The organism is Collinsella aerofaciens, from assembly GCF_015556945.1.
Taxonomy (GTDB): Bacteria; Actinomycetota; Coriobacteriia; order Coriobacteriales; family Coriobacteriaceae; genus Collinsella; species Collinsella aerofaciens_AO.
This window is the reverse complement of the sequence record NZ_JADNNH010000001.1, coordinates 105,308-130,279: the sequence shown is the minus strand read 5'-3', so window position 1 is coordinate 130,279 and position 24,972 is coordinate 105,308. Positions and strand designations below refer to the sequence as shown.

Annotated in this window: 21 protein-coding genes; 10 read left to right on the top strand and 11 right to left on the bottom strand. The window is 57.9% G+C overall.

Translation table 11 applies throughout. From position 1 onward, the window contains the following. Positions 1 to 134 precede the first annotated feature (134 nt). A complete protein-coding gene (locus I2F59_RS00575; RefSeq protein WP_148332069.1) occupies positions 135 to 674 on the bottom strand; it encodes a hypothetical protein in 540 nt (179 codons plus the stop codon). Positions 675 to 676: 2 nt separating this feature from the next. Next, positions 677 to 2,398: an N-6 DNA methylase gene (locus I2F59_RS00570; RefSeq protein WP_195502761.1), complete on the bottom strand. Its 1,722-nt coding sequence runs from the start codon at positions 2,396 to 2,398 to the stop codon at positions 677 to 679. Between the two features lie 352 nt (positions 2,399 to 2,750). Here I2F59_RS00570 and I2F59_RS00565 point away from each other — a divergent pair, with 352 nt between their 5' ends. Together I2F59_RS00565 and I2F59_RS00560 are read left to right on the top strand one after the other, a co-directional pair. Continuing rightward, positions 2,751 to 3,020, top strand: a complete 270-nt coding sequence (locus tag I2F59_RS00565; protein WP_148332071.1) for a hypothetical protein — start codon at positions 2,751 to 2,753, stop codon at positions 3,018 to 3,020. 281 nt (positions 3,021 to 3,301) lie between these two features. Then, the gene (locus tag I2F59_RS00560) at positions 3,302 to 3,760 is read left to right on the top strand and encodes a type II toxin-antitoxin system HicB family antitoxin (RefSeq protein ID WP_148332072.1); all 459 of its coding nucleotides are present in this window, start codon (positions 3,302 to 3,304) and stop codon (positions 3,758 to 3,760) included. A gap of 736 nt (positions 3,761 to 4,496) precedes the next feature. Here the strand turns inward: I2F59_RS00560 and I2F59_RS00555 are convergent. From I2F59_RS00555 to I2F59_RS00545, 3 genes are all read right to left on the bottom strand, one after another. Continuing rightward, positions 4,497 to 4,718 carry a hypothetical protein gene (locus I2F59_RS00555; RefSeq protein WP_148332073.1) on the bottom strand — a complete coding sequence of 74 codons (222 nt, stop codon included), beginning with the start codon at positions 4,716 to 4,718 and terminating at the stop codon, positions 4,497 to 4,499. 35 nt (positions 4,719 to 4,753) lie between these two features. Beyond that, on the bottom strand, positions 4,754 to 5,542 hold the full coding sequence (locus I2F59_RS00550; RefSeq protein ID WP_148332074.1) for an ADP-ribosylglycohydrolase family protein: 789 nt from the start codon (positions 5,540 to 5,542) through the stop codon (positions 4,754 to 4,756). Positions 5,543 to 5,704: 162 nt separating this feature from the next. Further along, positions 5,705 to 6,655, bottom strand: a complete 951-nt coding sequence (locus I2F59_RS00545; protein ID WP_229065247.1) for a PDDEXK nuclease domain-containing protein — start codon at positions 6,653 to 6,655, stop codon at positions 5,705 to 5,707. 168 nt (positions 6,656 to 6,823) lie between these two features. Between I2F59_RS00545 and I2F59_RS00540 the strand changes: the two genes are divergently transcribed. Further along, positions 6,824 to 7,093, top strand: a complete 270-nt coding sequence (locus I2F59_RS00540; protein ID WP_148332076.1) for a hypothetical protein — start codon at positions 6,824 to 6,826, stop codon at positions 7,091 to 7,093. Positions 7,094 to 7,185: 92 nt separating this feature from the next. Here I2F59_RS00540 and I2F59_RS00535 read toward each other — a convergent pair whose 3' ends face one another. The 3 genes from I2F59_RS00535 to I2F59_RS00525 all read right to left on the bottom strand — a co-directional run bounded on the left by I2F59_RS00535 (position 7,186) and on the right by I2F59_RS00525 (position 10,598). Further along, entirely contained in the window at positions 7,186 to 8,535 is a 1,350-nt protein-coding gene (locus I2F59_RS00535) for a PI-PLC domain-containing protein (protein ID WP_195502759.1), read from the bottom strand. 18 nt (positions 8,536 to 8,553) lie between these two features. Beyond that, on the bottom strand, positions 8,554 to 9,687 hold the full coding sequence (locus I2F59_RS00530; protein WP_195502757.1) for a phosphatidylinositol-specific phospholipase C domain-containing protein: 1,134 nt from the start codon (positions 9,685 to 9,687) through the stop codon (positions 8,554 to 8,556). Positions 9,688 to 9,992: 305 nt separating this feature from the next. Then, a complete protein-coding gene (locus I2F59_RS00525; RefSeq protein ID WP_148332078.1) occupies positions 9,993 to 10,598 on the bottom strand; it encodes a hypothetical protein in 606 nt (201 codons plus the stop codon). A 460-nt stretch (positions 10,599 to 11,058) separates the two neighbouring features. Here I2F59_RS00525 and I2F59_RS00520 point away from each other — a divergent pair, with 460 nt between their 5' ends. From I2F59_RS00520 to I2F59_RS00490, 7 genes are all read left to right on the top strand, one after another. Next, positions 11,059 to 11,691, top strand: coding sequence for a cyclodeaminase/cyclohydrolase family protein (locus I2F59_RS00520; protein WP_195502755.1), 633 nt, complete (start codon positions 11,059 to 11,061; stop codon positions 11,689 to 11,691). Between the two features lie 2 nt (positions 11,692 to 11,693). Continuing rightward, positions 11,694 to 12,548 (top strand): bifunctional 5,10-methylenetetrahydrofolate dehydrogenase/5,10-methenyltetrahydrofolate cyclohydrolase, encoded by an 855-nt coding sequence (locus tag I2F59_RS00515; RefSeq protein WP_195502753.1) that lies wholly within the window; start codon positions 11,694 to 11,696, stop codon positions 12,546 to 12,548. A gap of 101 nt (positions 12,549 to 12,649) precedes the next feature. Continuing rightward, a complete protein-coding gene (locus I2F59_RS00510; protein WP_195502751.1) occupies positions 12,650 to 14,173 on the top strand; it encodes a C69 family dipeptidase in 1,524 nt (507 codons plus the stop codon). A gap of 99 nt (positions 14,174 to 14,272) precedes the next feature. Further along, positions 14,273 to 14,689, top strand: a complete 417-nt coding sequence (locus tag I2F59_RS00505; protein ID WP_117583986.1) for a hypothetical protein — start codon at positions 14,273 to 14,275, stop codon at positions 14,687 to 14,689. A gap of 8 nt (positions 14,690 to 14,697) precedes the next feature. Next, complete coding sequence (locus I2F59_RS00500; protein WP_195502749.1) at positions 14,698 to 16,461, top strand: ABC1 kinase family protein; 1,764 nt, start codon at positions 14,698 to 14,700, stop codon at positions 16,459 to 16,461. A gap of 431 nt (positions 16,462 to 16,892) precedes the next feature. Beyond that, positions 16,893 to 20,660 (top strand): DUF4430 domain-containing protein, encoded by a 3,768-nt coding sequence (locus I2F59_RS00495; RefSeq protein WP_195502747.1) that lies wholly within the window; start codon positions 16,893 to 16,895, stop codon positions 20,658 to 20,660. 9 nt (positions 20,661 to 20,669) lie between these two features. Continuing rightward, positions 20,670 to 21,518 (top strand): DUF4430 domain-containing protein, encoded by an 849-nt coding sequence (locus I2F59_RS00490; protein ID WP_271755707.1) that lies wholly within the window; start codon positions 20,670 to 20,672, stop codon positions 21,516 to 21,518. A 159-nt stretch (positions 21,519 to 21,677) separates the two neighbouring features. Here I2F59_RS00490 and I2F59_RS00485 read toward each other — a convergent pair whose 3' ends face one another. The 3 genes from I2F59_RS00485 to I2F59_RS00475 all read right to left on the bottom strand — a co-directional run bounded on the left by I2F59_RS00485 (position 21,678) and on the right by I2F59_RS00475 (position 24,695). Further along, positions 21,678 to 22,085 (bottom strand): GtrA family protein, encoded by a 408-nt coding sequence (locus I2F59_RS00485; protein ID WP_195502745.1) that lies wholly within the window; start codon positions 22,083 to 22,085, stop codon positions 21,678 to 21,680. 219 nt (positions 22,086 to 22,304) lie between these two features. Continuing rightward, positions 22,305 to 22,700 (bottom strand): GtrA family protein, encoded by a 396-nt coding sequence (locus I2F59_RS00480; protein WP_022095122.1) that lies wholly within the window; start codon positions 22,698 to 22,700, stop codon positions 22,305 to 22,307. Between the two features lie 78 nt (positions 22,701 to 22,778). Beyond that, positions 22,779 to 24,695, bottom strand: coding sequence for a fructose-1,6-bisphosphatase (locus tag I2F59_RS00475; protein WP_055285767.1), 1,917 nt, complete (start codon positions 24,693 to 24,695; stop codon positions 22,779 to 22,781). Positions 24,696 to 24,972: the final 277 nt, after the last annotated feature.

Here is a 24,972-nt window from a genome sequence, read left to right as displayed (position 1 = left end):
ATTGCATTCTAGCAGTTAATCTTGCATATATTGGTATATCTGACACCCGTTAGTTGCCATTTGACTTATCGGTTGATCGCGCCAGAATGACAATTGGTGGCAGGGCTCTCTTGCTTATTTAAATCGACTTCTATTTATGGGTGCTCGTGTTGCGACAGCTGCCCAAGCGCTTGCTTGAAGCTGTTGTTAGTGATCTTGAGATCATTTCCCGCTTGCATTTTAATGAGTGTCGGGTAGTCGTCCGGATTGTTCTCGACGCGAGCGATGAAGCTCGAAGCTTCATCGGCGCCCGGAGTCTTGTGAGGCATGGGACCAGCAAGGATTGCGGCGTAGCCCATCGAGCCGCGTATTTTGCCGAAGTTGAAGTGCTTGAGTCGGGAGTATTCGAGTTGAAACTCAAATCGATCCGGATCGAACCCTTTCTTGCGGGCGATGCTGCGCAACTTGTCGACGTTAACGACGCTGGCGCCCACAACGAGGACCTTACCCAGAAAGCGTTCCTCATAGGGATCGTTTTCACTTACGAGAAGGTCGGACATTCCAAGGGATGCCAAAAGATCCTCAAGGGTGTTTTCGCGATTTGCCTTTGTTATGGCGGGCAGTAGTTCGAGACCCATGCGCCCCATCATCTCGTCGCAAAGGTCGGAGAGCTCCTGAATGGTGAGATGCGCCAAGGCTAACCCTCCTCATCGAAAAGGTCGGTAAGTTCCTGGCGAGCTCGAGATAGGCGTAGCTTTAACAACTTGATCTCGTCTGTCTTGGCGAGATAGGCATCGGCGATCGTCTTCTGACGATCGGCGTCCTCGAGGGGCACCTTGATGCTGCTGAGAGCTTTGATGGGCACGCTGGGTATGGTGGTGCCGACTGCTTCACGGGCAAGGAGTTCTTTGCCAGAAGGGCTCGAGAAAAACGCGGCGAGGTAGTGCGGATCAATCTTATCCCTGTTGACGCTCAACACGTACAGGTTTCCATTCGCGATGATTTTTCGATCTTCAGGGACCTCGGCAACCGCAACCTTGAACGGGGCGCCGGATTTCGAGATGAGGACGTCACCGTTGTGGATACGATACTTTTCAAGTTTCGTGTCGAGCGTGGAGAGATTTGGAAGGTCGTCGTCGATAGACCCATCAGAGATATTTCCCAGGTTGAGATAGCTGAGTCCGGTGTCTTCGTCACAGACAAGTGCATCGAGTTCTGCCGCGCGAACGCTTGCGCCTCGCATGATTTTTGCGACGCTCCCGAGTTCAACTCCATTCGGGATCTCGATTTCTTTTTCGAGATAACGCTTTGCAGAGAGATCGAAGTCGCGTGCCGCAATTTCATCAAGTGTTTTGAAAACGCTCTTTTCGGAATCGATGCCAAGGCGCTCGACAATCGCGTTAATGGCGGCTTCGTCAATTGAACAGCTGCGACGATCATTGGTGCCCAAATCAGTTGCGTCGACAAAACGGACCCCCTTGGAGGCGCCCGTGGTAAGGACGACGAACGACGTTTGGATCATCGTGTAGGGGGCAAAGACCCCCTTTGGTAGTGCGACGATTGCCTTAATGAAACCGTTTTTAACGAAGTATTCGCGAACTGGTTTATCCGTACCATTGAAGCATGCGCCATTTGACATGATTGCGGCGGCGGTCCCACCCTTTTTGAGGGAATCGACAAGCAGGCGGTTGAAAACCCAATCGGATGACGACGGACGCCTGTAGCGCTCCTGGCCCTTCATGACTTTCTCAATGTAATCAGAGTTCTTGGAGAACATCTTGGTCCGCATGCCCCAGGGGTAGTTGGAGAACGCCTTGTCTACGGGATTGTGCTCAATGCTGCTGTCGAAATAGCGGAACATATCATCATGGGCATAGCAAATCTGCGATCCCGTGACTTTGGATCGAAGCTTTGCGATGGCGAGAGTGCTTTGATTGAGCTCGACGCCCATGGGCTTCGCATCCGGGCATTTCGCCGCAGCAGCTTCGAGGAAATTGCCCGTTCCACAGCCGAAGTCCATGACCTTCTCGCCGGATTTTATATCTAGAACGGCAAGTGCGAGTTGTGCGATTCCCTCGGGGGTTGAGGACTCGCCGCCAAAGACTCCCTGGCTGATCGGACCGTTCTGAAGGTATTCGTCGATTGCTTCTCCGCTGAAATTTGAAAGAAAGGCAAGGAGTTCGTCGAATGGTCCGTCTGCGGAAAGGCGCTTATAGGCTCGATCGAGCAGTGCGGCGATATCGTCGTCTCCCTGGGATGCAAACTTGATCATCTCGGCGTAGTTATCGGGTCTGCCGGTTTTCTGAGCGAAGCGCGCGAGATAAACGAGCGGATAGAGATAGTCGGACGGCAATGAACTGCGGAGACGGGTCGTGAGAGTCCAGCCGATTTCCTTTGCCTGTGTGTTGACGTTAAACAATTTGAATCCTTTCATTGATTGGTTATCAATAACCTCTGATTGAACTATAGCACATAAGGTTATTGATAACCAGATGGTTTTCAGGTTATTTATAACCAAAGCCCTTGTTCTAGTCGCATTGATCCGTCGGAGCCAGCTGGTTTTGCCCACAAGCTAATGATTTGGTAACGGATAAAGGCATGAGAGCTGAATCGGAGCAGCGCGCAATTGCTGTTTCAATCTATTCACTGTTGAGGACGAGAGCGCACGGCATGCCATCTCACGGTTTTGGAACAGTGCCGATCTAACTGGTAATCTAGCAATATGACAGCTCGAACCGCAATCTAACCGACGTCAACAAAGAGGAGTAGAAATGGACAACGACACACTGCTGTTTAGGGATAAGGGTGCCGGTGTATTCAAGGAAATCTGCATCTACCCGAACCGGATCACCACGCTCAAGAAGAACCGCTTCTTCGGCACGCATGAAGAGGTGGTTTACCTGAATGACGTTACCGGTGTCTATAGAATCAATGGCAAGCAGGTGATCTTGAACAACAGGCTGCGGACGGGCTATGACTACAGGCTGAGCAGCCGCTCCCAGGCACAGGAATTCGTAAGGGTCCTGAACTCGATTATGTAGCCGATAGCTATTCCCCGCACGCGCGGTGGTGATCCCTCAGGTAATACAACGGGCATTGCGCTAGCCTGCTGTTTCCCACACACGCGGGGATGATCCCTGCCTGTCCGAGTATGAAGTCAGGCGGCCGAACCGTCTCGTCACGATGTGACTCGACACGCTAGAGGACAGGGTAGAGCGTCACGTTCTGACGAGCATGGAGGGCTGCGAGTGCCTGGGCAAGTCCGGGGAGTGGCTTAGACGGCGGGATGGCTTTAGCTCCGCTCCCTTGGGGGTCGAAAGATATGAAGACATACGTTTATCAGGCGGTGCTCACGCCCGATGAGGACGGTGGTTACGACGTGGAGTTTCCCTCGCTACCGGGATGCTTTGCCTGCGGTGACACGATTGCCGAGGCCGCCGAGCAGGCCGTGGACGCGGCGAGCACCTACGTGGCCGTGCTCGTGAGGGACGGCCTCGCCGTGCTGGAGCCCGAGTTTATCGAGCCCGCAGACGGCGGCCTCTCCATGATGGTCGCCTTCTCCACGGACGAGGGGTATATCGTGGAGGGGGAGACGGTCTCGGCGGCCGGAGCCGCGCGCGGGCTCTCCGTTTCCCCCGGCAGGATTACCCACATGCTCGACTCGGGAATCCTCACGGGCTACCGCAAGGGCCGCCGCACCTATGTGACCGTGGAGAGCATAGCGGCGCGCCTGACCGACACGCCCCGCTCGGGCAGGCCCAAGCGGGGCGTGGTCGCATAGCTTTTGTCCGTCATGAAAGGTGGCCGTAAAAAGGGCTCTTCGGCTGTCCCCCGGGGCGAACTTTTTATGCCGAGTTGAGGTAGCGATTGCCTCTCGAGAAGTCTGGGAAATGTCCCGAAAAGCGTTGCCGCTCTATCTGGCGCCTCGGTTATCTCCAGGATAGTGAGCCCAACGCCGCGCAGTGCCCTGACCCTCTCCATCATTTTCCTAGCATATGCTATGTAGACTCCAAGCCGAACCTCGATTGTCCAACTTCTTCTCCGTAATCTCGCTCCTTTCTGTCCATTCGGGGCGCAAACTTTTGGTTTTAGATCCCGATGTTGGTAGATGTAAATAAACGGTGGAGCGGCTGCAAAAGATCCGCCTCGCTGGGTAAAATCAGGATGTGCCGCGGAACCCGCTCCTCAGCTACTCAAACTTCGGAGACGCGGGCAACGCAGGTGCTAATGTCTAAAGGGCCGGCTGCAACCGGCCCTTTTCATGACTCCCTTCGCTATCCGTTACTGCTTATATTCCCGCCAGATCGAGTAGAGGTTCCGGGCAATGCCGGTCACATACATCGAGAGGCGCAGGATTTCAAGAAACAAGTTCATAGGCTTCACCCCAATCGGAGATCGGAGCGTTGCCCGCAGGCGGATTCCGCGGCAGTCAAGATTTTACCTCACAGGCCGCGGTGGGAGGCACCCTGCCCATCACCTGGTTTGGAGCAGTGTCGATCTAACGGGCAATCAAACCCCTAGCGCTCTTTGAATTGAGCAAGCATCTGCCCGAAGAAGCTGAGCCCGGATGGCTCATAAATGAGTGAACCGCCGTCCGCGGTCCTGTAGAGCCCGCAGGGGAGGTAGCGCCCGTCGGGAAGGACATAGAGGTTGGCTTCTTTCTTCAGTCCTGCTGGAAATAGCGGAATCCCGTTTTCGTCCATTTGGAACTCATCAATATTCGCTATCTCTCTTTCCATGGCGCCTGCTGGTCAGTTTCTATCGTAAGTGCGCCCTAAAACAAACACTGCTCTATCAGCTCTTTACCGCGCAAGGCGTCGATCCACTCTCGTGGAATTGCGTCGATGCCGTATGCCGTGCCGGCGAGCGCACCTGCGACGGCTGCGGTGGTGTCGGTGTCGTCGCCCAGGTTGACGGCGGCAAGCACGCAATCTTCGTAGCTGTTAGTGTTGACGAAGCACCAGGTGGCTGCCTTAAGCGTGTCGCGCACGAAGCCACCTGACCTGATCTCCTGCTCAGGCACGCCTTTCAGATGGAATGCCCACGAGTGGAGCGCGTCGTTCATCACATCCCTCATCAGCTCGACAAATATGATGCACGCGTCGGTCGATGTTCTGTGAGCGTGCGTTATCGCGGAGACCTCGCAGATTTCGTCGTCGGTCGCGTCGGTGAACGCCAGGGGCGCGATGCGCATGAGCGAACCGTTGCCGTTGTCGCGCTCGCCGGAGCCTCCTTTGCCGGTGTGCAAGGCGCGGGCGGTCGTGCCGCCATAATCGAAAACGCCGTCGATCGTATACTCGCCACGGGCAATCCAGCTGACGAATTTGTCGCGCATGTCTGCGGTGTCGATGTGCCCAAGCTCTCTAATCGAGTCGCAGGTAGCAAGCGTCATGGACGTGTCATCGCTCCAGGTGCCGGCGGGCTGTCCGTGCGTGCCGTAGCCGATCATGTCGGTGCATTCGAACGTGCCGCGAGGCATAAACTCGTATGGAACGCCCAGCGCGTCGCCGACGGCAAGCCCATAGATGCAATCGCGTAGTGTTGTTTTCGGTCTGTCTGTCATGGAGCGCTCCTCTTATGTCGGGGGATATGAAACGCCGTCGGGGGTATCGGTCGCAACGTGCTGCTACCCTTGCGCTTTGCCATTAGTCGCTTCGTTGATGGCGCGGTACTCGGCACTCAGCTCGCGCGCCAGCTCTTCCTTGCTTGGAAGATACGGCAGGTATTAGGCGGCAAACACTTGGTCGTTGTCTTCGGGCAGCGTGTACTCGACAATCGAATCGCTTTTGTCCGCGCAGAGCACGATGCCTATGGGCGGATTGTCGCCTTCGTTCATGAGCTCGCGCGTGTAGTAGTTCACATACATTTGCATCTGGCCCAGGTCCTGATGCGTAAGGTCATCGGTCTTAAGGTCGATGAGCACGAAGCAGCGCATCAGATAGTTGTAAAAAACAAGGTCAATATAGAAATGGCGCCCATCAAAGGTGATGCGCTTTTGGCGCGCCTCGAAAGCGAAGCCACGACCAAGCTCCAGCAGGAACTTCTGAAGATGCGTGATGAGCGCCTGCTCTAGATCGCTCTCGCGAAACGTAGCATCGTCCGAGAAACCTAAAAACTCCAGTACATATGGGTCGCGGATGATATCCTCGGGGCGACGAGCCGGGGCGCTCTCTTGGATTTCCTGGGTGACGGCCTCTTTGTCCTTGCTGGTAAGTAGGCGCTCGCGGAACATGGTGTTGATCTGGCGTTCGAGCTGGCGCGTGCTCCAGCGAGAAACGGCGCATTCGTTCATGTACCATGTGCGAGCATCAGGGTCGGGAATGCGCATCAACCTGCGGTAATGAGTCCAGCTCAATTCGCTACGCAGTGCGTCGCGAATTGGAAACGCAAGAAAGAACTGACGCATATTGCGAAGGTTTGCGATGCCAAAGCCTCTTCCGAAATCCGCGGTAAGCCTTCTGGAGAGGCCTGCAATCAATGCCTCTCCATATGCTGCGCGCCCCTCTCCGCCCTGCTCATCAACAATACTTTTGCCGATCTCCCAATATGCCTCAACCATCGCAAAGTTAACGGCGGTATAGGCCTTGTTGCGAGCGGCGTTGAGAATCGAGGAAACCTGCTTGTAAAAAACTTCTGGCACGATTGCCGATTCTCCACGGTTTACCAGTTCGCCCATCACTGTCGCCCCACTTTCCTCTTGTGGAATGCATCTTTATCGCATTTAGTTTAAAGCCTCGCGCGGACACGAATTGCTGTGCTGTCTGGCACCTTCGCATGGGAGCCTTGCGGTGACTAAAATGTGACCATAGAGGCAGTTTTAGCGAACCCCACGGGAGTGACGCGTATGGACAACAACACGCTGCTATTCCAGGACAAAGGTTCGGGTAGGTATAAAGACGTCAAGATCTACCCCAACCGTATTGAGGTGCTCAAGAAGGGCACTTTTGGTGGCAAGCACACCGAGATTGTCTACCTTAAGGACATCACGGGGGTCAACAGGATCAAGGGTCGCGACGTTTTCCTGCGTAACAGGCTGTTGACCGCTTGCGTCTTTAGCCTGAGTAGCCGTGCGAAGGCCCAGGAATTTGTGAAAGCGCTGAACATGGTGATGTAACCGATAGCGGCGTTCGGGCCAAGGTAAAAATCGGGGCGCAGAACGGTATTCTGCGCCCCGATTGAGTTAATGCGCCCAAAAGACTGGCTTGCCTATTCGTTAACGTCCTCGGTATTGTCGCGGTCACTGGCAAGCATTGCTGCACCTGCGACCGTTGTCGCCACGGCGGCAGCGGCGAGCCCGGCGGCGATGCCGGAGCCATCGCCCGTGCCGGCGAGTTTTCCGCCCGAGCTCTTGCCCTTGTTGCCCTTACCGTTCTTATCAGCGCTGCCTGCGTTGGAACCCGTGCCACCGTCGGTGCCGCTGCCGGTGCCGCCCGCACTGCCCGAGGCCGCTACGGTAAAGCTTGCGGCTCCGTCGCTGGCGAGCGTGTAGTTCTGCGCCGCGTTGCCCAAGAGACCGTTCACGCGCACCCAGTACGTCCCTGCGGCAAATGTTTCGCCCTCGGCCATCGCCGTTCCCGGAGCGCCGTTCGCGTCGTGCACAAACTCGAGCTGGGCCGTGCAGGCATCGGTTTCGAGCTTGCCCTCGAGTGATGCCGCAATCTTGGCGCGCACGTCTTCGCCGGCCTTAAGGCCTTCGAGTCCCTCAAAATGGGGCGTCAGCGCGCGTGGATCGATATCGATGGGTACGGAGCCCTGCAGCCCTGTAGCGGTCTCGTTGCCCAAGGCGTCGACATCAACGTATTCGATGGCAAATGCACGGCCCGAAGCCGCTACATTGAGTACGTTGCTGCTGTCGGCAAGGCGGAAATGACCCTCGCCAACGGTCTTGCCATCCTGGAATGAGGCATCGCTCAGCGAGTCGCCGTACGTCATGCGTATGCGGGTCGGGAGATAGTACGGGAGATAGTACGAAGCCGTCTGCTTGTGCTCCGTATCGTAATTGCGCTGATAGATGCTCCGGGCCAGCGCCGCATCAACAAAGTCGGATGCGATGATGCCAATGTGCTTGAGGTAATCTGACTTTGTATCCTCGATGCCGCTGGGATTGATGTACGGGCTCTTATACAGATGCTCGTTGACTACTCGTGCCGAGGTAAAAGGATTGCCTCCGTGCGACAAGCCCGTGCAGCTGGTGTAGTTGATAGACCAGCAACGCTCCAGGACTTTCTCCTTGGCCCCGTTATCGTCCTCGACATCTACCTCGTTGCGCGTGCGCCCGGACGTTTCCTTCAGCGCATTATCGACCCAGCTGAGCTTGTCGGTTCCCGTGAGTTTGTACTTGTCCTGGGCGTATACCTTGGTGCAATAGGGCTCTTTGTCGCCTGTTTCCCCCGCGGCTTCAAAGCCCCGCGCGTCTTGGACGAGACACATAGTGGCGCTGTCGGAGTGAGCCTTGATCTGGTCATCCCATTCGGTAAGGTCGAGGCCCCACGTGTGGCCGCTTACACTGTTGCCGGCGAGCCTAAATCGACGCAGCAGAACGATCTTTCCGCGCACCTCGTGTAGCGTGGGGATTCAGCTCGACGTATAGAACAGTTTGGGGTTGTCGTCCAAAACCTTGGCGAAAGCCGTCGTAACACTTTCGTCGGTAGCCTCGTCGTTGCCTCGTGATACAAGCATGATGAGCGCTTCTGTCGGGTTTTCGTTCAAAAACGTTTTGAAGTAGCCTATGACATCGGAAAGATGCATAAAGTACGCGTCTTTTTTGAGCAGGTAGTAATCCCCGTGGTCGATACCGGGGTTGTCGCCCTTTCCGAGCCGGATATCAAAATAGCGAATGCCTTCGAGCAACTGCGTGGGAATGTAATCCTGCTGGCATTTTACTTGCGAGGATTGGGGCTCGGTGTCGTTGTCCACACTGCAAGTGCTCGAATCGTGCGTGCCCGGGATGCTCAGCTCGTCGAGGAACTTATTGTCGTCGACGTATTTCATCCAACATGGCCCATCGACGTAGCTGCTGTACGTGATCCAGTCGAGGCTGCTAACCGTGGCATCGTTCTTTTTCATGTCGTAACCGATAAGTTCGAGCTCCCACGGAATGCTCTTACTCTTATGGCAGATCTTATTGTTGTCCTGGTCTTCGCCGTTCGATTCTATTGCCAGGTACTTAATGTCTTTTTTCTCGGTTTCTTTCTCGACCGTGCGGTCTCGGATGATATAGGTTCCGTTTGATTGACGCTCGAACGCAAAAGAGCGGCTGGGCTTGCCGTCATGCTCGCCACTCCATACGTGGATGACCTTTCCGTCTTTGTCCGAGTCGCCATCGACCGACCAAATGCTGTAGCCCGTCTTTTTATGCTCTTCGAAATTGAGCAAGGTGCGGATAGCATACCAGTTTGTATCGTCATTCTTGGTCGTTACGTTCTCAAGGATGAGCTTGCTGGACGTGCCGTCATTAAACAGATGGCAGACGTTGCCGATGACGTTGCCGTCTTCGTTAACGCTTGCGGTACGAAAATAGCCCGCGGGGCGAAGGCGAATGACGAAATTGTTGAGGCTGACTGCTGGCCCGGCCGTGCCGTCCGCAAAGGCTGCCCGCGGGCTAATGCCCAGCATGGCGGTTTCGGGCAGGCTTGCAAGTGGCGACAACGCCGCGAGTCCAAGGCCCAACGTAAATGCTCGGCGGCTGATGGCGTGATGTTCGGTCATAACTTCTCCATTCGCAGAGTGCGGTTATGCGATAGTTTTGGTCACTATACTGCTCAGATGTTTAAAGATGCTGGTTTAATTGTCTGCGCGGCACAATAAATCGGCGGGCGGACGTGTTGGGGCGTTTGTCGTTTTCGTACTGTTGCCACATTTGGGGCGGTTCCGACGTCCGGCATCCTCGCGTTCGTCGGCTACAGGCATAAGAAAGGGAGGGTCGGTTTACCGGCCCTCCCTGGGTACGAAGCGCTGGGGTACCGTCGCTTGTTTGCACTGCGACCGTGTTTTCCGTTGCGCTCGCCAATCGCTTAGCGCTTGATCTCGATATCGTCGAGCTTGACGTCCATGGCCTCGGTCTTGGCCTCGGCGATGTCGTCGGCAAATTCCAGAGACTTCATCATGGTCTCGACGGCGTCCTTGTGTTCCTCGACGTTGTCGATGCGCACGTACACGCTGCCGCCGTCAACGTCGGTGAAGTACTCGGTCGTCACGCCGCCCGAGTGCGTAAAGTAGGCGCTGCGCCAGGTCTTGCCGTTGTACTTAACGGGATCGCTCTCGGTCCATCCGGAGTTGGCCTTCCACTTTGCCTCGTAGTCGAACAGTTCATCGGCGTTCTTGTCAGGATCGAAGACGGGGATGAAGCGGTCGCTGGCATGCTCGCTCTCGGTGAACTTAAACTGGGCCCTGTCGGCGGTGTCGCCTGCGACGTCGGTGATCTCGACGCCCTCGGGGACCTCGACCTTAAACCAAATGAAGTCGGTCCTCATATCCACGGCTGGCTTTTCTGCGCCGCCGCCACCGCCACCGCCACTGCCGGTAGCGCCGCCGCTGCCGCCGCCACCGCAGCCCACCAGGGCAACTGCGGCAAAGAGGCTTATGCAGAGGGTGAGAATCGCAAAGGCCTTCTTTTTCATGGTCGTGTCCTCCTCGATCTGTAACCGCCCACGGATTACCTGCCTTTACTGTACGCGTGGACGGCTCGCTAGGGTGGGCCATGTGTCCCATTCTGGGGGCTGGAATTGCGCCGACAAGTGGCAATATGTGCGGTCGCAAAAGAGGGGAGGGCCGATGCTGTCGGCCCTCCCCGGGGTGAGGTGCCCGTTGATTTAATGGGGCGCGCGTGCGTGGGCGTTGCCCCAACAGGTTCCTTGTTTATAGATATGCCTCAGTTTTTGACGTCCGGAAGTCTCGAAAGGTGGGCCATGTGTCCCATGTTTGCGGTGCCGACGCCTATCGTTCGTCATAGAAATCCGCGATGGCCAGGTGCGCTGACGCTCATGTACTTATGGGCTAGACTTAGCACCATTATGTGATTGATGCGGTCGGTCGGCGGTTGCCACCCGACCGATGTATATGACTTGAAGGTGCGTGCGTATGAGCCAAGAGATGATGGATAAAACCTGTCGAGAGTTTGCCCAAGCGCTGGCTGCTCGCGAGCCGGTTCCCGGTGGCGGTAGTGCGAGCGCCTTTGTGGGCGCACTGGGCGCCTCGCTTTGCGGGATGGTCGCCCGCTACGGTGCGACCAATCCCGCGCTTGCTGATCGTGCGGATGACCTGGCGCGCGCGTTTGCTCAGGCTGATGAGCTGTCCCAGGAGCTTGTCGAGTTGGTTGCCGAGGACGTTCGTGCCTACGGGCAGGTGTCCGCGGCGTACGGTATTCCGCGTGACGATCCGGCTCGAGCGACCGCGATTCAGGATGCGCTGCATGTGGCCGCTATGCCGCCGTATCGCATTATGGATGCCTGCGGGCGTGCGCTGGCGCTGCTCGAGGACATGGCGGACAAGGGCTCCCGACAGCTGCTGTCCGACGTGGCGTGCGGCGCCGTATTCTGCCGCGCCGCCATGCAAGGCGCGAGTTTGACGCTCTTTGCGAACACCACGTCTATGAAGGATCGCGCTCGTGCTAAGGAGCTCGAGACGGCGTGTGATGAGTTGCTCGACACATGGTTGCCGCGCGCCGATGCGCTGGCGCGCCGCGCCTCCGACGCTGCAAGGAAGAGAGGATAGCCATGGCTGAACTGCTGAAAGGTGCTCCCGTTGCTCGCGCTTTGACTGAGGAACTTGCTGCTCGCTGCGCAGCCCTGCGCGAGCGGGGCGTTGTTCCGACGTTGGCTATCGTGCGTGTAGGTGAACGCGAGGACGACCTGTCCTACGAGCGCGGTGCCCTCAAGCGCTGCGAGAAGGTTGGCATTGAGGCTCGCCGCGTTTTGCTTCCTGCCGATGTTTCGCAGGACGAGCTGTTGACGGCCGTCGAGGACATCAATACCGATTCGGCTGTTCATGGCTGTCTGATGTTCCGCCCGCTGCCCGCCGGCCTTGACGAGAACGCCGTCGCTGCAGCGCTCGATCCCGCCAAGGACGTTGACTCCATGACGCCGGCTTCACTGCTCACCACGCTTTCGGGGCGCGGCGAGGGTTTTGCCCCCTGCACAGCCGAAGCCGTGCTTGCTTTGCTGGATCATTACGGCGTTGAGCTGGATGGGGCCAAGGTTGCTGTGGTCGGACGCTCACTGGTAATTGGCCGCCCCGTTGCCGCCATGCTTACGGCGCGCAACGCAACCGTGACGACGTGCCATACGCATACGCGCGATCTTGCCGCCGAGTGCTGTGCTGCCGACATTGTGGTTGCCGCCGTTGGACGCGCGCGCACGATTGGCGCAGATGCGGTCCGCGAGGACCAGGCGATTATCGATGTTGGCATTAATTGGGACGAAGCCGCTGGCAAGCTGGTCGGCGACGTCGATTTTGATGCCGCGGAGCCGGTTGTTGGCGCAATCACCCCCGTGCCGGGTGGCGTGGGCGCCGTGACGACAGCAATTCTCGCCAAGCACGTGATCGAGGCGGCGGAGCGCGCATCGAAATAGGCGTTTTTGCCCACAGGGGCTGCCGAGGCCGTGGTTTCGCCCTTTCTGCGCCGAAGCGATACACTGTTGCCGTTTGATTTCTTCGCTCAAGGAGGATGCGCATGCCGTGCACAACGATTCTGGTCGGTAAAAACGCAAGCTACGACGGGTCGACCCTGGTCGCGCGTAACGAGGACTCGTCCAACGGGGTATTTGAGCCCAAGCGCATGCGCGTAGTGCATCCCGACGAGCAGCCGCGTGTCTACACGAGCGTCCTGAGCCACCTGACCGTTGAGCTGCCCGATAACCCCATGCGCTATACGAGCGTCCCCGATGTTGTCCCGGGCCACGGTATCTGGGCCGAGGCCGGTTTCAACGAGCTCAATGTTGGCATGTCCGCAACCGAGACGCTTACCACCAACGAGCGCGTCCGCGGCGCCGATCCGCTCGTGGACTACGTGCCCGCCAAGGGCAACGAGGGTGAGGACGGCTATGTGCCGGCGCAGCCCGGTGGCCTGGGCGAGGAGGACATGGTGACCCTGGTGCTGCCGTATGCCAAGTCCGCCCGCGACGGCGTGCGTATCTTGGGCGACCTGCTCGAGCGCTACGGCACTTACGAGAACAACGGCATCGCCTTTAGCGACGTGGACGAGATCTGGTGGCTCGAGACCATCGGCGGTCACCACTGGATCGCCAAGCGCGTGCCTGACGACGCCTATGTGACCATGCCCAACCAGCTGGGCATCGACAGCTTTGACCTGGATGACGCCGAGGGCGCCCAGGCCGACCATATGTGCTCCGCCGACCTGCGCGCCTGGATGGCCGAGTGGCATCTGGACCTGACGCTGGGCGTCGAGAGCGACGGCCCGGCTGCCGTCTTTAACCCGCGCGAGGCCTTTGGCTCGCACAGCGACAGCGATCACGTCTACAACACGCCGCGCGCCTGGTACATGCAGCGCTGCCTCAATCCCAGCGATGTGTGGGACGGTCCCGAGGCCGACTACACGCCCGAGAGCGACGATATCCCCTGGAGCCGCGTGCCCGAGCGCAAGGTGACCATCGAGGACATTAAGTACGTACTCTCGAGCCACTACCAGGGCACGGAGTACGACTGCTACGGCAGCAAGGGCACGCCCGCTACGCGTGGCGCCTATCGCCCCATCGGCATCAACCGCAACAGCCAGCTCGCCGTGCTGCAACTGCGTCCCTATGCGCAGCCGGCCTATCGCGCCGTGCAGTGGATGGCGTTTGGCTCCAACTCGTTTAACGCGCTGGTTCCGCTGTACGCCAACGTCGAGACCATGCCCGAGTACTATGCCGACACGCAGGCTCGCGTGACGTCCGAAAACTTCTACTGGGCCAACCGCCTGATCGGCGCGCTGGCCGACGTCCGTTTTCATGAGTGCGGCCGCGCCGTGGAGGACTACCAGGAGAAGGTCGGTGGCATGGGCCACAAGCAGATCCATGACGTCGACGCTGCCGTAGCCGCTCTGCCCGAGGCCGAGGTGCCTGCCGAGCTTGCCCGCGCCAATGAGACTTTCGCCGAGCTTGTGCGCGTGGAGACCGATGCCCTGCTGGGCAAGGTGCTCTACACCACGAGCTGCGCCATGAAGAACTCTTTCGCGATGAACGACAACGTGAGGTAGGGATTTCCCGTCGATCGAATAGCGCTAAAACGCTTTGTCGCTTTCGCTCAATCTTGGGTACAAGAACGCCAATGCAGTTGTTTGTGATTGGAGACAACCATGGTTATGAAACTCGATCAGCTTGTTAACGGCGCCATTAACGTGGGCTTTGGCGCTGCCGCCGTTGCCGTCGAAGGCGGCAAGAAGGTCCTCGACGACCTTAACACCAAAGGCGAGCAGGTCCGCAAGGACACCGCCACTCCCGATATCGCCCGCAGTGTGTCCGACATGTTCGAGCAGGCCGGCGGCACCATCTCCGACCTGACCGAGCGCTTGGGCATGCAGGGCGAGACCGCGGCCCAGCGCGTGCTTGACGAGCTCATCCTTGCCCGGGTCCGCGTCATGACCGCTCCCGAGCGCACGGCCTTCCTGGCCCATGTGCGCGACATCGTCGATTCGGTCGAGGACAACGTGACCTCGGTGCCCGTCGAGTCCGTTGAGCCCGACGATGCGAAGGATACCGAAGAGGCTGAGTAGCAGCGCAGATGGCAGATTCCACCACCGATTACAACAATCTAGATCCCTTGGGTGACGAGGCGGCGGTTGTCGATGAGGTCGACGCCGTCGTCTCGGGCGCTCGCAAGAAGCCGCGCGCCGTCGATATGGTGCCCGAGGAGCCCGACGCGATGGCGCCGGACGAGGAATACCAGCTCACGCCGGCGGGTCGCCGCGAGCGCATCGGACAGATTGTTCGCCTGGTCAAAAAGTACCGCGTGTGGGATAACCTCACGCCGGTTCGTTTGCGCCGCCTGCTCGAGGAACTCGGCCCCATGTTCGTCAAGATGGGGCAGATTCTGGCCAACCGGTCCGAGATTCTGCCGCAACGCTTTTGCGACGAGCTGCGTCGTCTGCGCTCCGACGTGGAGCCCGTACCGTACGAGGTCGTACTCAGTTGTCTGGAAGAAGAATACGGCCTGCGCCTGGGGGAGATGTTCGATGCTATCGACCCCAATCCGCTTGGTAGCGCATCGCTCGCGCAGGTGCACCGCGCTCGTCTGGTGACGGGCGAGGACGTGGCCGTCAAGGTGCAGCGCCCCGGTGCGCAGCAGGTTATGGCACAGGACATCGATATCATCCGCTCGGTGGTGCGTATCGTTTCCAAGTTCGTCAACACCGATCAATTCGTTGATCTGCACGGCGTAGTCGAGGAGTTGTGGACCTCGTTTCGCGAGGAGACCAACTTTTTGGCCGAGGCCAAAAACCTCAACGACTTCTACGAGTTCCATAAGAGCGTTCATGGCGTGACGTGCCCTAAATCCTATCTGGACCTGTGCACCGAGCACGTGGTGGTTATGGACTACGTCGACGGCATTTCGATCGCCGATCCCGAACGCTTGGTGGCCGAGGGCTATGACTTGGAAAAGATCGGTGCCGCGATTGTCGAGGACTACTCGACGCAGGTGCTCGATGACGGTTTTTTCCATGCCGACCCGCATGCGGGAAACATCATTCTCAAGGACGGCATCGTCTACTTTATCGACTTGGGCATGGTCGGACGCATGTCGAGTCACGATCGCGGTATCGTCAAGGATATGATTTTCGCCGTGGCCGAGGGTGACGTGCCCAAGCTCAAGGATTCGCTCATGCGCTTCGCCGTAACGCGTGGCGACTCGGCCGAGCTTGACCATTCGGCCTTTTTGTCCGATTTGGACTTTATCGTCGCCGACTTTGCGGGCCTTGACCTGAAGGATCTTGATATCGGCGAGTTTTTGACCTCGTTGTTAAACCTCGCGCGTAAGAATGATGTTGAGCTGCCGAGCGTGGTAACGATGTTCGCGCGCGGCATGGTGACGCTCGAGGGTTTGCTGACCGAGTATATGCCCAACGTCAACATGATCCAGATTATCCAGACGCACATCAAAAACGAGAAGAGCGCCTATGCGCGCGCGCGTGATATGGGACGCGATCTTGCCGCGAGCAGCTATCGCGCGGCAAAAGGCTCGCTTGAGGCAGCCGAGTATCTGGGCTTGGCTTCGCGCATGCTCACGCGCGGCCAGCTTAAGGTGAACACGCAGATCATGAGCAGCGATAAGGCGCTGCGACAGCTAGGTGGGATTATCGACCGCATGTCGATGGCTATCGTTATCGCCGGTCTGTTTATCGGTTCGTCGGTGGTGTACTACGCGCGCATCGAGCCGGTTGTGTTTGGTATCCCAGTCATTGGCTTTATGGGCTACGTGAGCGCGCTGGTGCTGGCGCTTATGCTGGGTCGCAATATCTGGCTCAACAGCCACGGCGGCAAGCACTAGAGGCTGCGACCGTCACCGCATTCTCCTATCGCAAACAATAGCTTTTACCTTGGGCTTCGCCTGCGTGCGAGGCCCTTTTGCGTGATAGCATATTGACGGTTTTAATCGATGGCCTAGATGGTGGTGCGGAGACGCACGAATGCGCGGTTTTCCTGCGCGTTTGGGAGAATCGGGGTGCAAGTCCCCGGCTGTACCAGTAACCGTAATTCCTCTTGGCTCGGGATGTTCGCGTCGCAGATCGGACGGCGCGCCCGAGTCGTTAAGGTTAAGTCGGATCGCCTCCCATCTTGCATGCGGCTGCGGCGTATGCCGCCGGTGTGCATAGGGCTCTGGAGGAAAGGGGGACCCCGATGGGGGAACTCGAGCGCAATATGCGCGATGACGTGGGGCAGCTTCAAGGCAACGCTCCAAGTACAGACAGTAGGAGACAAATGGATATGTTTGAGGACGAGTGCCAGCGTGCCTCGCTTCGTCGCCGTGGCGTAATCGCGCGCGGCGTGGCAAAGCGCTGCCTGGTGGCATTCCTGGCCTTCGCGATGGCCTTCAGCACCACGCCGGCTCAGCTGTGGGCCGAGGGCGCCGAGGGCATTGCCGATGCTGTGGCTCAGGCTACGACGCCGGGCGAGGACGCAGCGCTTGCGGGCGGTGCCGCTGAGCAGAGCGGCACCGAGGTCTCGGATTCCGAGGGCGCGCCTGCAGCTAGTGCCGCCACAACAGAGGCAGCAACTGGCGACGAAGGCTCGGCGACGGGGGAGAGCCCTGCCACGAGCGAGCAGTCTTCGACGGCATCCACTGGCCAAGCAGGATCTGCCGCCGCGACTGCCGTCCAGACAGAGAACCCGACAGAAACTGGCGATGTCGCCAAGAAGCAAGTCGAGGTCTCGTTCTCGATTATCGGCACCGATGCCGACGGCAAGGCTCAGACCTGGGTGGCACCCACGCAGCTCAAGCTCGACGAGGGCGCGACGGCTGCGGATGCCTTCGTTAAGCTGCAGCAGAAGACGGGCTTCAAGGCAGACTACGATCCGAACACGGCATACGGTTTCTACCTCAAAAGCATCACATCCCCGAGCGATGGCCGTACGCTTGCCTTCGATCCGACGACTTATGCCTTCTGGCAGCTGTTCGTCGACGGTGCGTCTTCCTCGGTTGGCGTGAGCAGCGTTAAGCTCACCCAGGGGCAGAAGGTTGAGTTTGCCTATACGGCTGGTAGCGCGTCCCCTGTCGTTAAGGACCAGGTTGCCGCAAATGTGACCGTCATTGGTCGCGATGCCCAGGGCAAGACTCAGGCTTGGGTCGATAACGCGCAGTATGTGGTGACGTCCGGCTCGAGCGCGCTTGATCTTACGAAGGTCGCACTCGAGGCGAACGACATTGACGCCGTTGCTGCGGGCTCCTTCATTCTGAGCCTTAAGTACAACGGTGTTGAGCTGGGTACGCCCCAAGATTATTCGACCTATTGGCAGCTGTTCATCAACGGCAAGTCGAGTGACTATACGGCGGACAATGTCACCATCCATGCCGGCGATACCGTTACGTGGTTCTACGGTGGCTGGGGCGACCAGCTGCCCTCCGATTCTGTCCATGCTTCTGTTCAGGTTCTCGGTAAGGACAAGGACGGCAAGCAGCAGGTTTGGGCTTCGACGGGCCAGACGAGTCTCAAGGCAGGCTCCACTGCCAAGGATCTCCTTGAGCAGACCGGCCTTAAGCTCGATGCTAGCGAATCGTCTTGGGGCTGGTTCCTCAACGGCATTTATTCGCCGTTCGATGGTAAGTCCTATGGCTGGGATGCTGCGACCAATAGCTATTGGCGCTTCTACGTAAATGGCAAGTTCGCCGACGTTGGCGCCGGTGCCTACGAGCTCCATGAGGGCGATGCCGTCACCTTTATGTATGGTGCTGACGCCGATGCCCTTCCTGGCCAGGTTCTTGGGTCTGTCGATGTTATCGGTCCCGATGTCAACGGCAACAATGCTCGCTGGGGCTCGGCAAGCAACGTTTCTCTGCCCGAAGGCTCTACTGCCCAGAACCTTATTGAGACGGTTCTGAAGGCCAAGGGCGTTACGTACAACGGCTCCCAGAGTGGTGAGTACTGGTTCCTCAATTCCATCAACTCGCCATTCGAAGACGAGACGTACGGCTATGATGGTGCGACCAACAAATATTGGCACCTGTATATCAATGGAGAGCCCTCCTTACTCTGCGCTAATCAGATTACGCTCAAGAGCGGCGATAAGGTCACACTTGCCTATACCACCGACGATTCGGCCATGCCCGATCCCGACAAGATTGTCGTGGACCCGGGTGCGACGACTCCTGATTGGGATGCCGAGTGGGCCGGCTACGGCAACAGTGGCAACGGTTCGACCGTAACGGATGCCAAGACGCCTGCGCAGGCCGCCGGTCTTAAGTGGGCCTTCGATTGGAAGGCCGAGTCTGGTCAGCAGTATGCCAACTGCAGCGAGCCTGTCATTGCTAACGGCTTTGTGTACATCGCGACCGAGAACGAGCTCATTAAGATCGATTCGTCCACGGGCAAAAAGGTTGCCTCTGCGCCGCTTGCCTCCAAGGTGAGCTATACCTCTCGTCCGATCTATACCAATGGCCTTATCATCGTTCCGCTCAACGGCGGTGCGGTCCAGGCGATTACTGCAGACAAGCTGATCTGCAAGTGGCTGACGCCTGGTTTGACGGACTTGACGCAGAGCTCCTGCACCGTCGTTTCGGACGGCGAGTACGTCTATGTAGGCTCGGTCGATATTTCGTATGACGAGAATTACAATGCGACCTACGGCAACGGCTCCTTTGCGCGCATTAAGATTGCCACGGGCGAAGTTTCTTGGCAGAACATCGACCCTGCCGAGGGCTATTACTGGACTGGTGCGGCTTTGACGGATAAGTATGCCATCGTTCCTACGAGCGCGGGTACGCTTAAGTGCATTGATAAGACGACGGGCGATGTCGTTTCGACCATGAAGCTCGGCGCTGTCGCAAATGCCGATTGCATTGCCGATCCGTCCAATGGCTCGACCTTCTATCAGATGACGCACGACGGAAAGCTCCATGTGATTTCGCTTTCGGCGAAGGGCGTGCTGAGTGAACAGAAGACGGTTGATCTGGGCCTTACGAATAATCTGAGCGCCCCTGCGGTGTCTGGTGACAATCTGATTGTCGGCGGACAGACGGCTACTGGCTCTGCTCTGGTTCTCTATAACCTGAAGACGGGTAAGACCACGATGGTCGCTGCTGCCGACGGCAAGGCGCTGCCGGCTGGCCTCAACGGTATTGCTGCTACTCCGCTGGTGAGTGTTCAGGGCGGCAAGACCTATGTGTACTTCACCGTTAACAGCGCGGATAGCAAGGATTACGTCAACTACTCTGCTGGTGGTGGCGTGTATCGCTATACGCTCGGCGATGCAGAGGCGACGCAGATTTATGATGCGGCTGGCCATTACCAGTACTGTGACTCTCCGGTCATTGCCGATGCTTCTGGCAATCTCTACTACATTAATGATTCGGGCACGCTGTTTAAACTTGGAGCTGTCGAGTCTTGGACGGTTGCCTTTAACTCCAACGGCGGGTCTGCTTGCGACACTAAGTTTGTTGCTACGGCCGATGGCAAGCTGGTCAAGCCGGCCGATCCGACGCGCGATGGCTACACTTTCGGCGGTTGGTATACCGATGAGGCTTGCACGCAGGCGTATGACTTTAGCACGCCGGTGACGGCCGATCTGACGCTGTATGCCAAGTGGACCAAGAATGCCGTTAACCCTGGCGGTAATGGCGGCGCTGGTTCGAATGGCGGCGGCGGTTCTGGTACCGGTACTGGTTCTGGCACTGGCACTGGCACGGATTCCGGCTCCGGCTCGAAGGGCGGCGCTGTCGCCCCGGGTCATAAGCCGACGACCAAGACGACGGTGTCGACCAAGACCGAGACCAAGGACAACAAGTCCGACAAGAAGGACTCCGATAAGTCCGATAAGAAGGACGAGAAGAAGTCTGACAAGAAGGACAGCAAGTCCGACAAGAAGTCCGATTCCAAGTCCGATACGGGTGCTGCTTCTACGACCACTGCTAAGAAGTCCTCTAGTGCTTCCGAGCAGGAGACTGGCACCAACCCGCTCGCCATTGTTGGCGTTGCCGCCGGCGTCATCGGTCTCGCCATCGTCGGCGTGTTCGTGTTCACCAAACGTCGGTAGGTGAGGGTTGTGTCCAATAAATCCAAGGACGCTGACCCCAAGCAACCAGATTCCTCGTTCATTCAGTTCGACGATGCAAAGCAACAGGGCGCCGCTTCGGCGGCGTCCGCCTCTCGTCGCAAGGCGCTCCTTGGCGTTCTTGCTGCCGCGTGCACCATTCTGATCGTCGTCTCGCTGGGCTTCGTCCATCCTTCCGAGAGCGGCGCCTGGTCCATTGACTGGATCGTTCAGACCGTGACGGGGGAGAGCGTCGTCGCCAAGGACACCAAGGGGTTTGGCTCGACTACGACTACGACTTCGGGCGAGGCCAGTTCCAAGGATTCCGAGTCTTCAAACAAGGAATCGGACAAAAACTCGGATAGCAAGAAGTCCGAGGACCGGGGCGGCAAGAAGTCTGGCGATAAATCCGCTGCCCAAAATACGGGAGCCGGTGATACTTCCAATGCGTCTGGCGGTGCTTCTTCGGGCGGTGGCCAGTCGTCTGATGGAGCCTCATCCTCTAATGGTGGAAACGCCTCCTCGGGCAGCCAAAGCGGCTCACAGGAGTCCAACTACGTTACGGTGACGGTTTCGGTCACATCGAGCGCTGTGGGCAATCCCGTGTCCTCTGGCGGCACCTTTACCTTTAACGAAGGCGCCACCGTTTACGATGCCCTGTGCGCGCTGGGCCTTTCTGTCAACGCACACGGCTCATCGTACGGCACGTATGTTTCTGCGATTGGTGGTTTGGCCGAGAAACAGTACGGCGGCACGAGCGGCTGGATGTACTCCGTCAACGGCACAACGCCCATGACGGCCTGCAGTAACTACGTTCTCTCCAATGACGACAACGTCGTTTGGTATTACGTAACGGGCTAGAGGCCTCGACATAGCGCGCCAGACGGGCGGTTCGGGCCAACATCCGGACCGCCCGTTTTTCATGCGAATGGGACTGGGTCGCCGGGTCTCTCTGCAAACAAAAAACCGGTTGGAACGGGAATTCCAACCGGTTATACATTCAAGCAAATAGTGAATCGACTACGACCGTGCGCCCTCGAGGAAGAAGCGACGGCTGAAGTAGTTGTACCAGGTGACAAGGAACGTGGCGATGGCCTTCATGGCTTGGTAGCCGATGCTCAAAAACGTGACGCCCACAAACATATACAGGTCGTTGAGGCCCAGGCCGATCGCCGACAGGATGGTGAAGATCGTGAACTCGCGCTTGCGGCTCATGCCTTCGCGGTGGTCGAACACGTACTTCATGCTGAGCCAGTAGTTGACCACGACGGACGTGATAAACGAAACCGTGGTGCTCATCAAAAAGTCGAGGTGGAACAGCTCGACGAGCGCAATGAGCATGCCCCAGTCGATGCCAAAGGAGATAAGACCCACGACAGCAAACTTGAGGAACTGCTTGGTATGAGGTTGTGCCAGCGCCTTGCGCACGTAATCACATCCAATGCGTTGATGAATCGAGCAGAGGATACTTTAGAGCTTTTACAAGGGAAACGTAAGGTCTTTGCCAAGAACTATATGAACTCGCCAAATTTTCAAGAGCTAATCCGCAAACGTTGAAAATTTGCCCGTAAACGAGCGGCACCCACGGACGATACTGCGCTGAGTGCACGTCGTCCGTGGGCGCCGTAATGCTGCAGGGGTTTCGAGCTACTTGGTCTCGTCGCCCTCCAGGAAGATTTTTCGGGTCACAAAGTTGTAGACCATGACAAGCGCGGTGGCGCAGATCTTGGCGATATTGGCCTCGAGTCCCAGGCCGGCGTTGAGCGCCAGCACGATGCCGTCGTTGAGCACCAAACCGATCACGGACAGCACGACAAAGATGATGAACTCGCGGCGGCGGCTCATGCCTTCCTTGTGCGCAAACACGTACTTCATGCTTGCGAGGTAGTTAAAGATGAGTGAGATGATAAAGCCGCTGGTGTTGGCGATTAGGATGTTGAGGCCCAGACCGTAGTGGAGCAGATTCATAATGCCAAAGTCGATAACCGTGGCAATGACACCGACGACGCCAAATTTCATGATCTGCGCAAGGAGCTTTTGCATGGTACCTGCCTTAGGGTGGCGCGGGGACGCCGTGGGGATGACAAACTCAGCAAGTTTAGCCAATCCCCGCGGGTGGGGCTAGACGCGCTCTTCGATAGCACCGTTTCTATATGCATCGAGCAGCTGGCGCAGATCCTGGATCTGGCTGCGAATCTTGGCGCCAGTATCGGTGTCGCTCACCATGCGGCGACGGTCTGCTTGGTCAAAACGGTTGGTCTCGCTTTCGATGTCCACGTTGCGCGTGAGTGCCTCGGCAACCGTCGTAAAGGCCCGGTGCGACTTGAGGCGGCAGCCGCGCGAGCTCGAGATGAGCGTATAGCCGGCGATGCCCGTCTTGGGATGGTAAGCGCGGCAGAAGCCGCCATCGATGACCAGCAGCTTGCCCTCGGCGCGGATGGGCTGCTCGCCCTTGGTGGTTTTAACGGGCGTGTGGCCGTTGATGATGTGGCCGGTCGGCGAGCATGCCATGGGCGCGACGCCAAACTCGCGCATGATATCATCGCAGACCGAGGGCGACTTGGTAAGCGTAAAGTACGGGTCCATCGGCTCGACCCAGGTGCTCTTATCGGCGATATAGGCGCGCTCAAAGGTACGCACCAGGCGTCCGCTGGCGGGTGAATTGAAGCCAATCCACAGGTACCACATCCAGTCGAGGGCATCGCGGTCGCCCACGCGCCACGCGCGGCGGGCGATGTGGTCGCAAAAATCGAGATAATCGCGGCCAGCGTGCCAGGTGCCCAGGCAGTTCATGCTGCTAAAGGTGCCGTCTTCGTTGAGCGGAACGCAGCCGTGGAAGAGCAGGTTGCCGTTGGCGACCTTGTACATCGAGCCGTGGGTGTAGAGGAAATCGATATGGCGATGCAGGTGATCGGCGGTTACAAACTCGGACACGAGCTTGTCGATGATGTGCTGCTCCTGAGACGTGAGCGTGTAGGGGTCCGCCGGGTCGACGGTGGGGAAGTCGTTGGTCGTGAGCGGCCACACGCTGCCGTCGGCGAGCGTGACCGTGCCGGTGTCGTGGTCGATCTTGTCGAGTAACAGGCGGTCGGTCATATCGAACTCGGGGTGGCGCTGGATAATCTGGCCCTCGAGCTTAAAGAGCAGCACGTTGATGGCCTTGATCAGCGGGGTGATGGACTCACCGGCGGTGTAGGTGGCATCGGCAAAGGCGACAAGCTCACGCAGCGAGATGCCGTAGTCGTTCTCCAGGATCTCGTAGTTGTCGTAGCGTAGGTTGTTGCGCAACACCGTGGCGATGCAGGCGGGCTCACCGGCCGCAGCGCCCATCCACAGCAGGTCGTGGTTGCCCCACTGGATGTCGAGTGAATGGTAGGTGAGCAGACGGTCCATAATTTTGGCCGCGCCGCCGCCGCGGTCGAAGATGTCGCCCACCAGGTGCAAGTGGTCGACGGCCAGGCGCTTGATGAGCGAGGCGAGCGACTCGATAAAGTCGTCGGCGCTGGCGGTCTCTAGGATGGACTCCACGATGCGCTCGTGATAGCGCACGCGATAGTTGTTCTCGTCCGGGTGCGTGTGCAACAACTCGTCGATGATGTAGGCGTAGTCGCGCGGGATGGCCTTACGCACCTTGGAGCGCGTGTAGCGGCTTGAAAGTGAGCGAGCGACCATGATGAGCTGGTCAAGCATCGTCTTGTACCAGGTTGGCGAGTCCTCGCGCCGGCTGCGGACCAGGTCGATCTTCTCGCGCGGGTAGTAGATGAGCGTACACAGCTCGCCCTTTTCGTCAAAGGAGAGCGTGTCGCCAAAGATCTCGTCGACATGTTCGCGCACGACGCCCGAGCAGTTGTTGAGGATGTGCATAAAGGCTTCGTACTCACCATGCACGTCGCTCATAAAATGCTCGGTGCCCTTGGGTAGGTTGAGGATGGCCGAGAGGTTGATAATTTCGGTAAATGCGGATTGTTCGGTGGGGAACTGTCTCGACAGCAGGCGCAGATACTTGAAGTCTTGCGGGTTGCGATCGAATGCGACCATGAAACACCTTCCGATGGGGCTGGTAAAACTGATAAACAGCGTCAAACGTTTACCAGTATGCGCCGCTTTTGTTTCGATTTTGCGCCAGCGGCTGAATTGTCGGCTGAACGGTTTGGTAAATCGATTTAGTGAAGGTAGATGTGTTGGTCGGGTGGAGACGACAGAGGGTGTTTTCTCAGATATTTATGCGTCGGGTCGGTGGAGACGATGGTGGTAAAGATGTTCACTATTTTTGGTTCGATTTGGTAAATAGTGGACATATGTACCGCATGTAGGC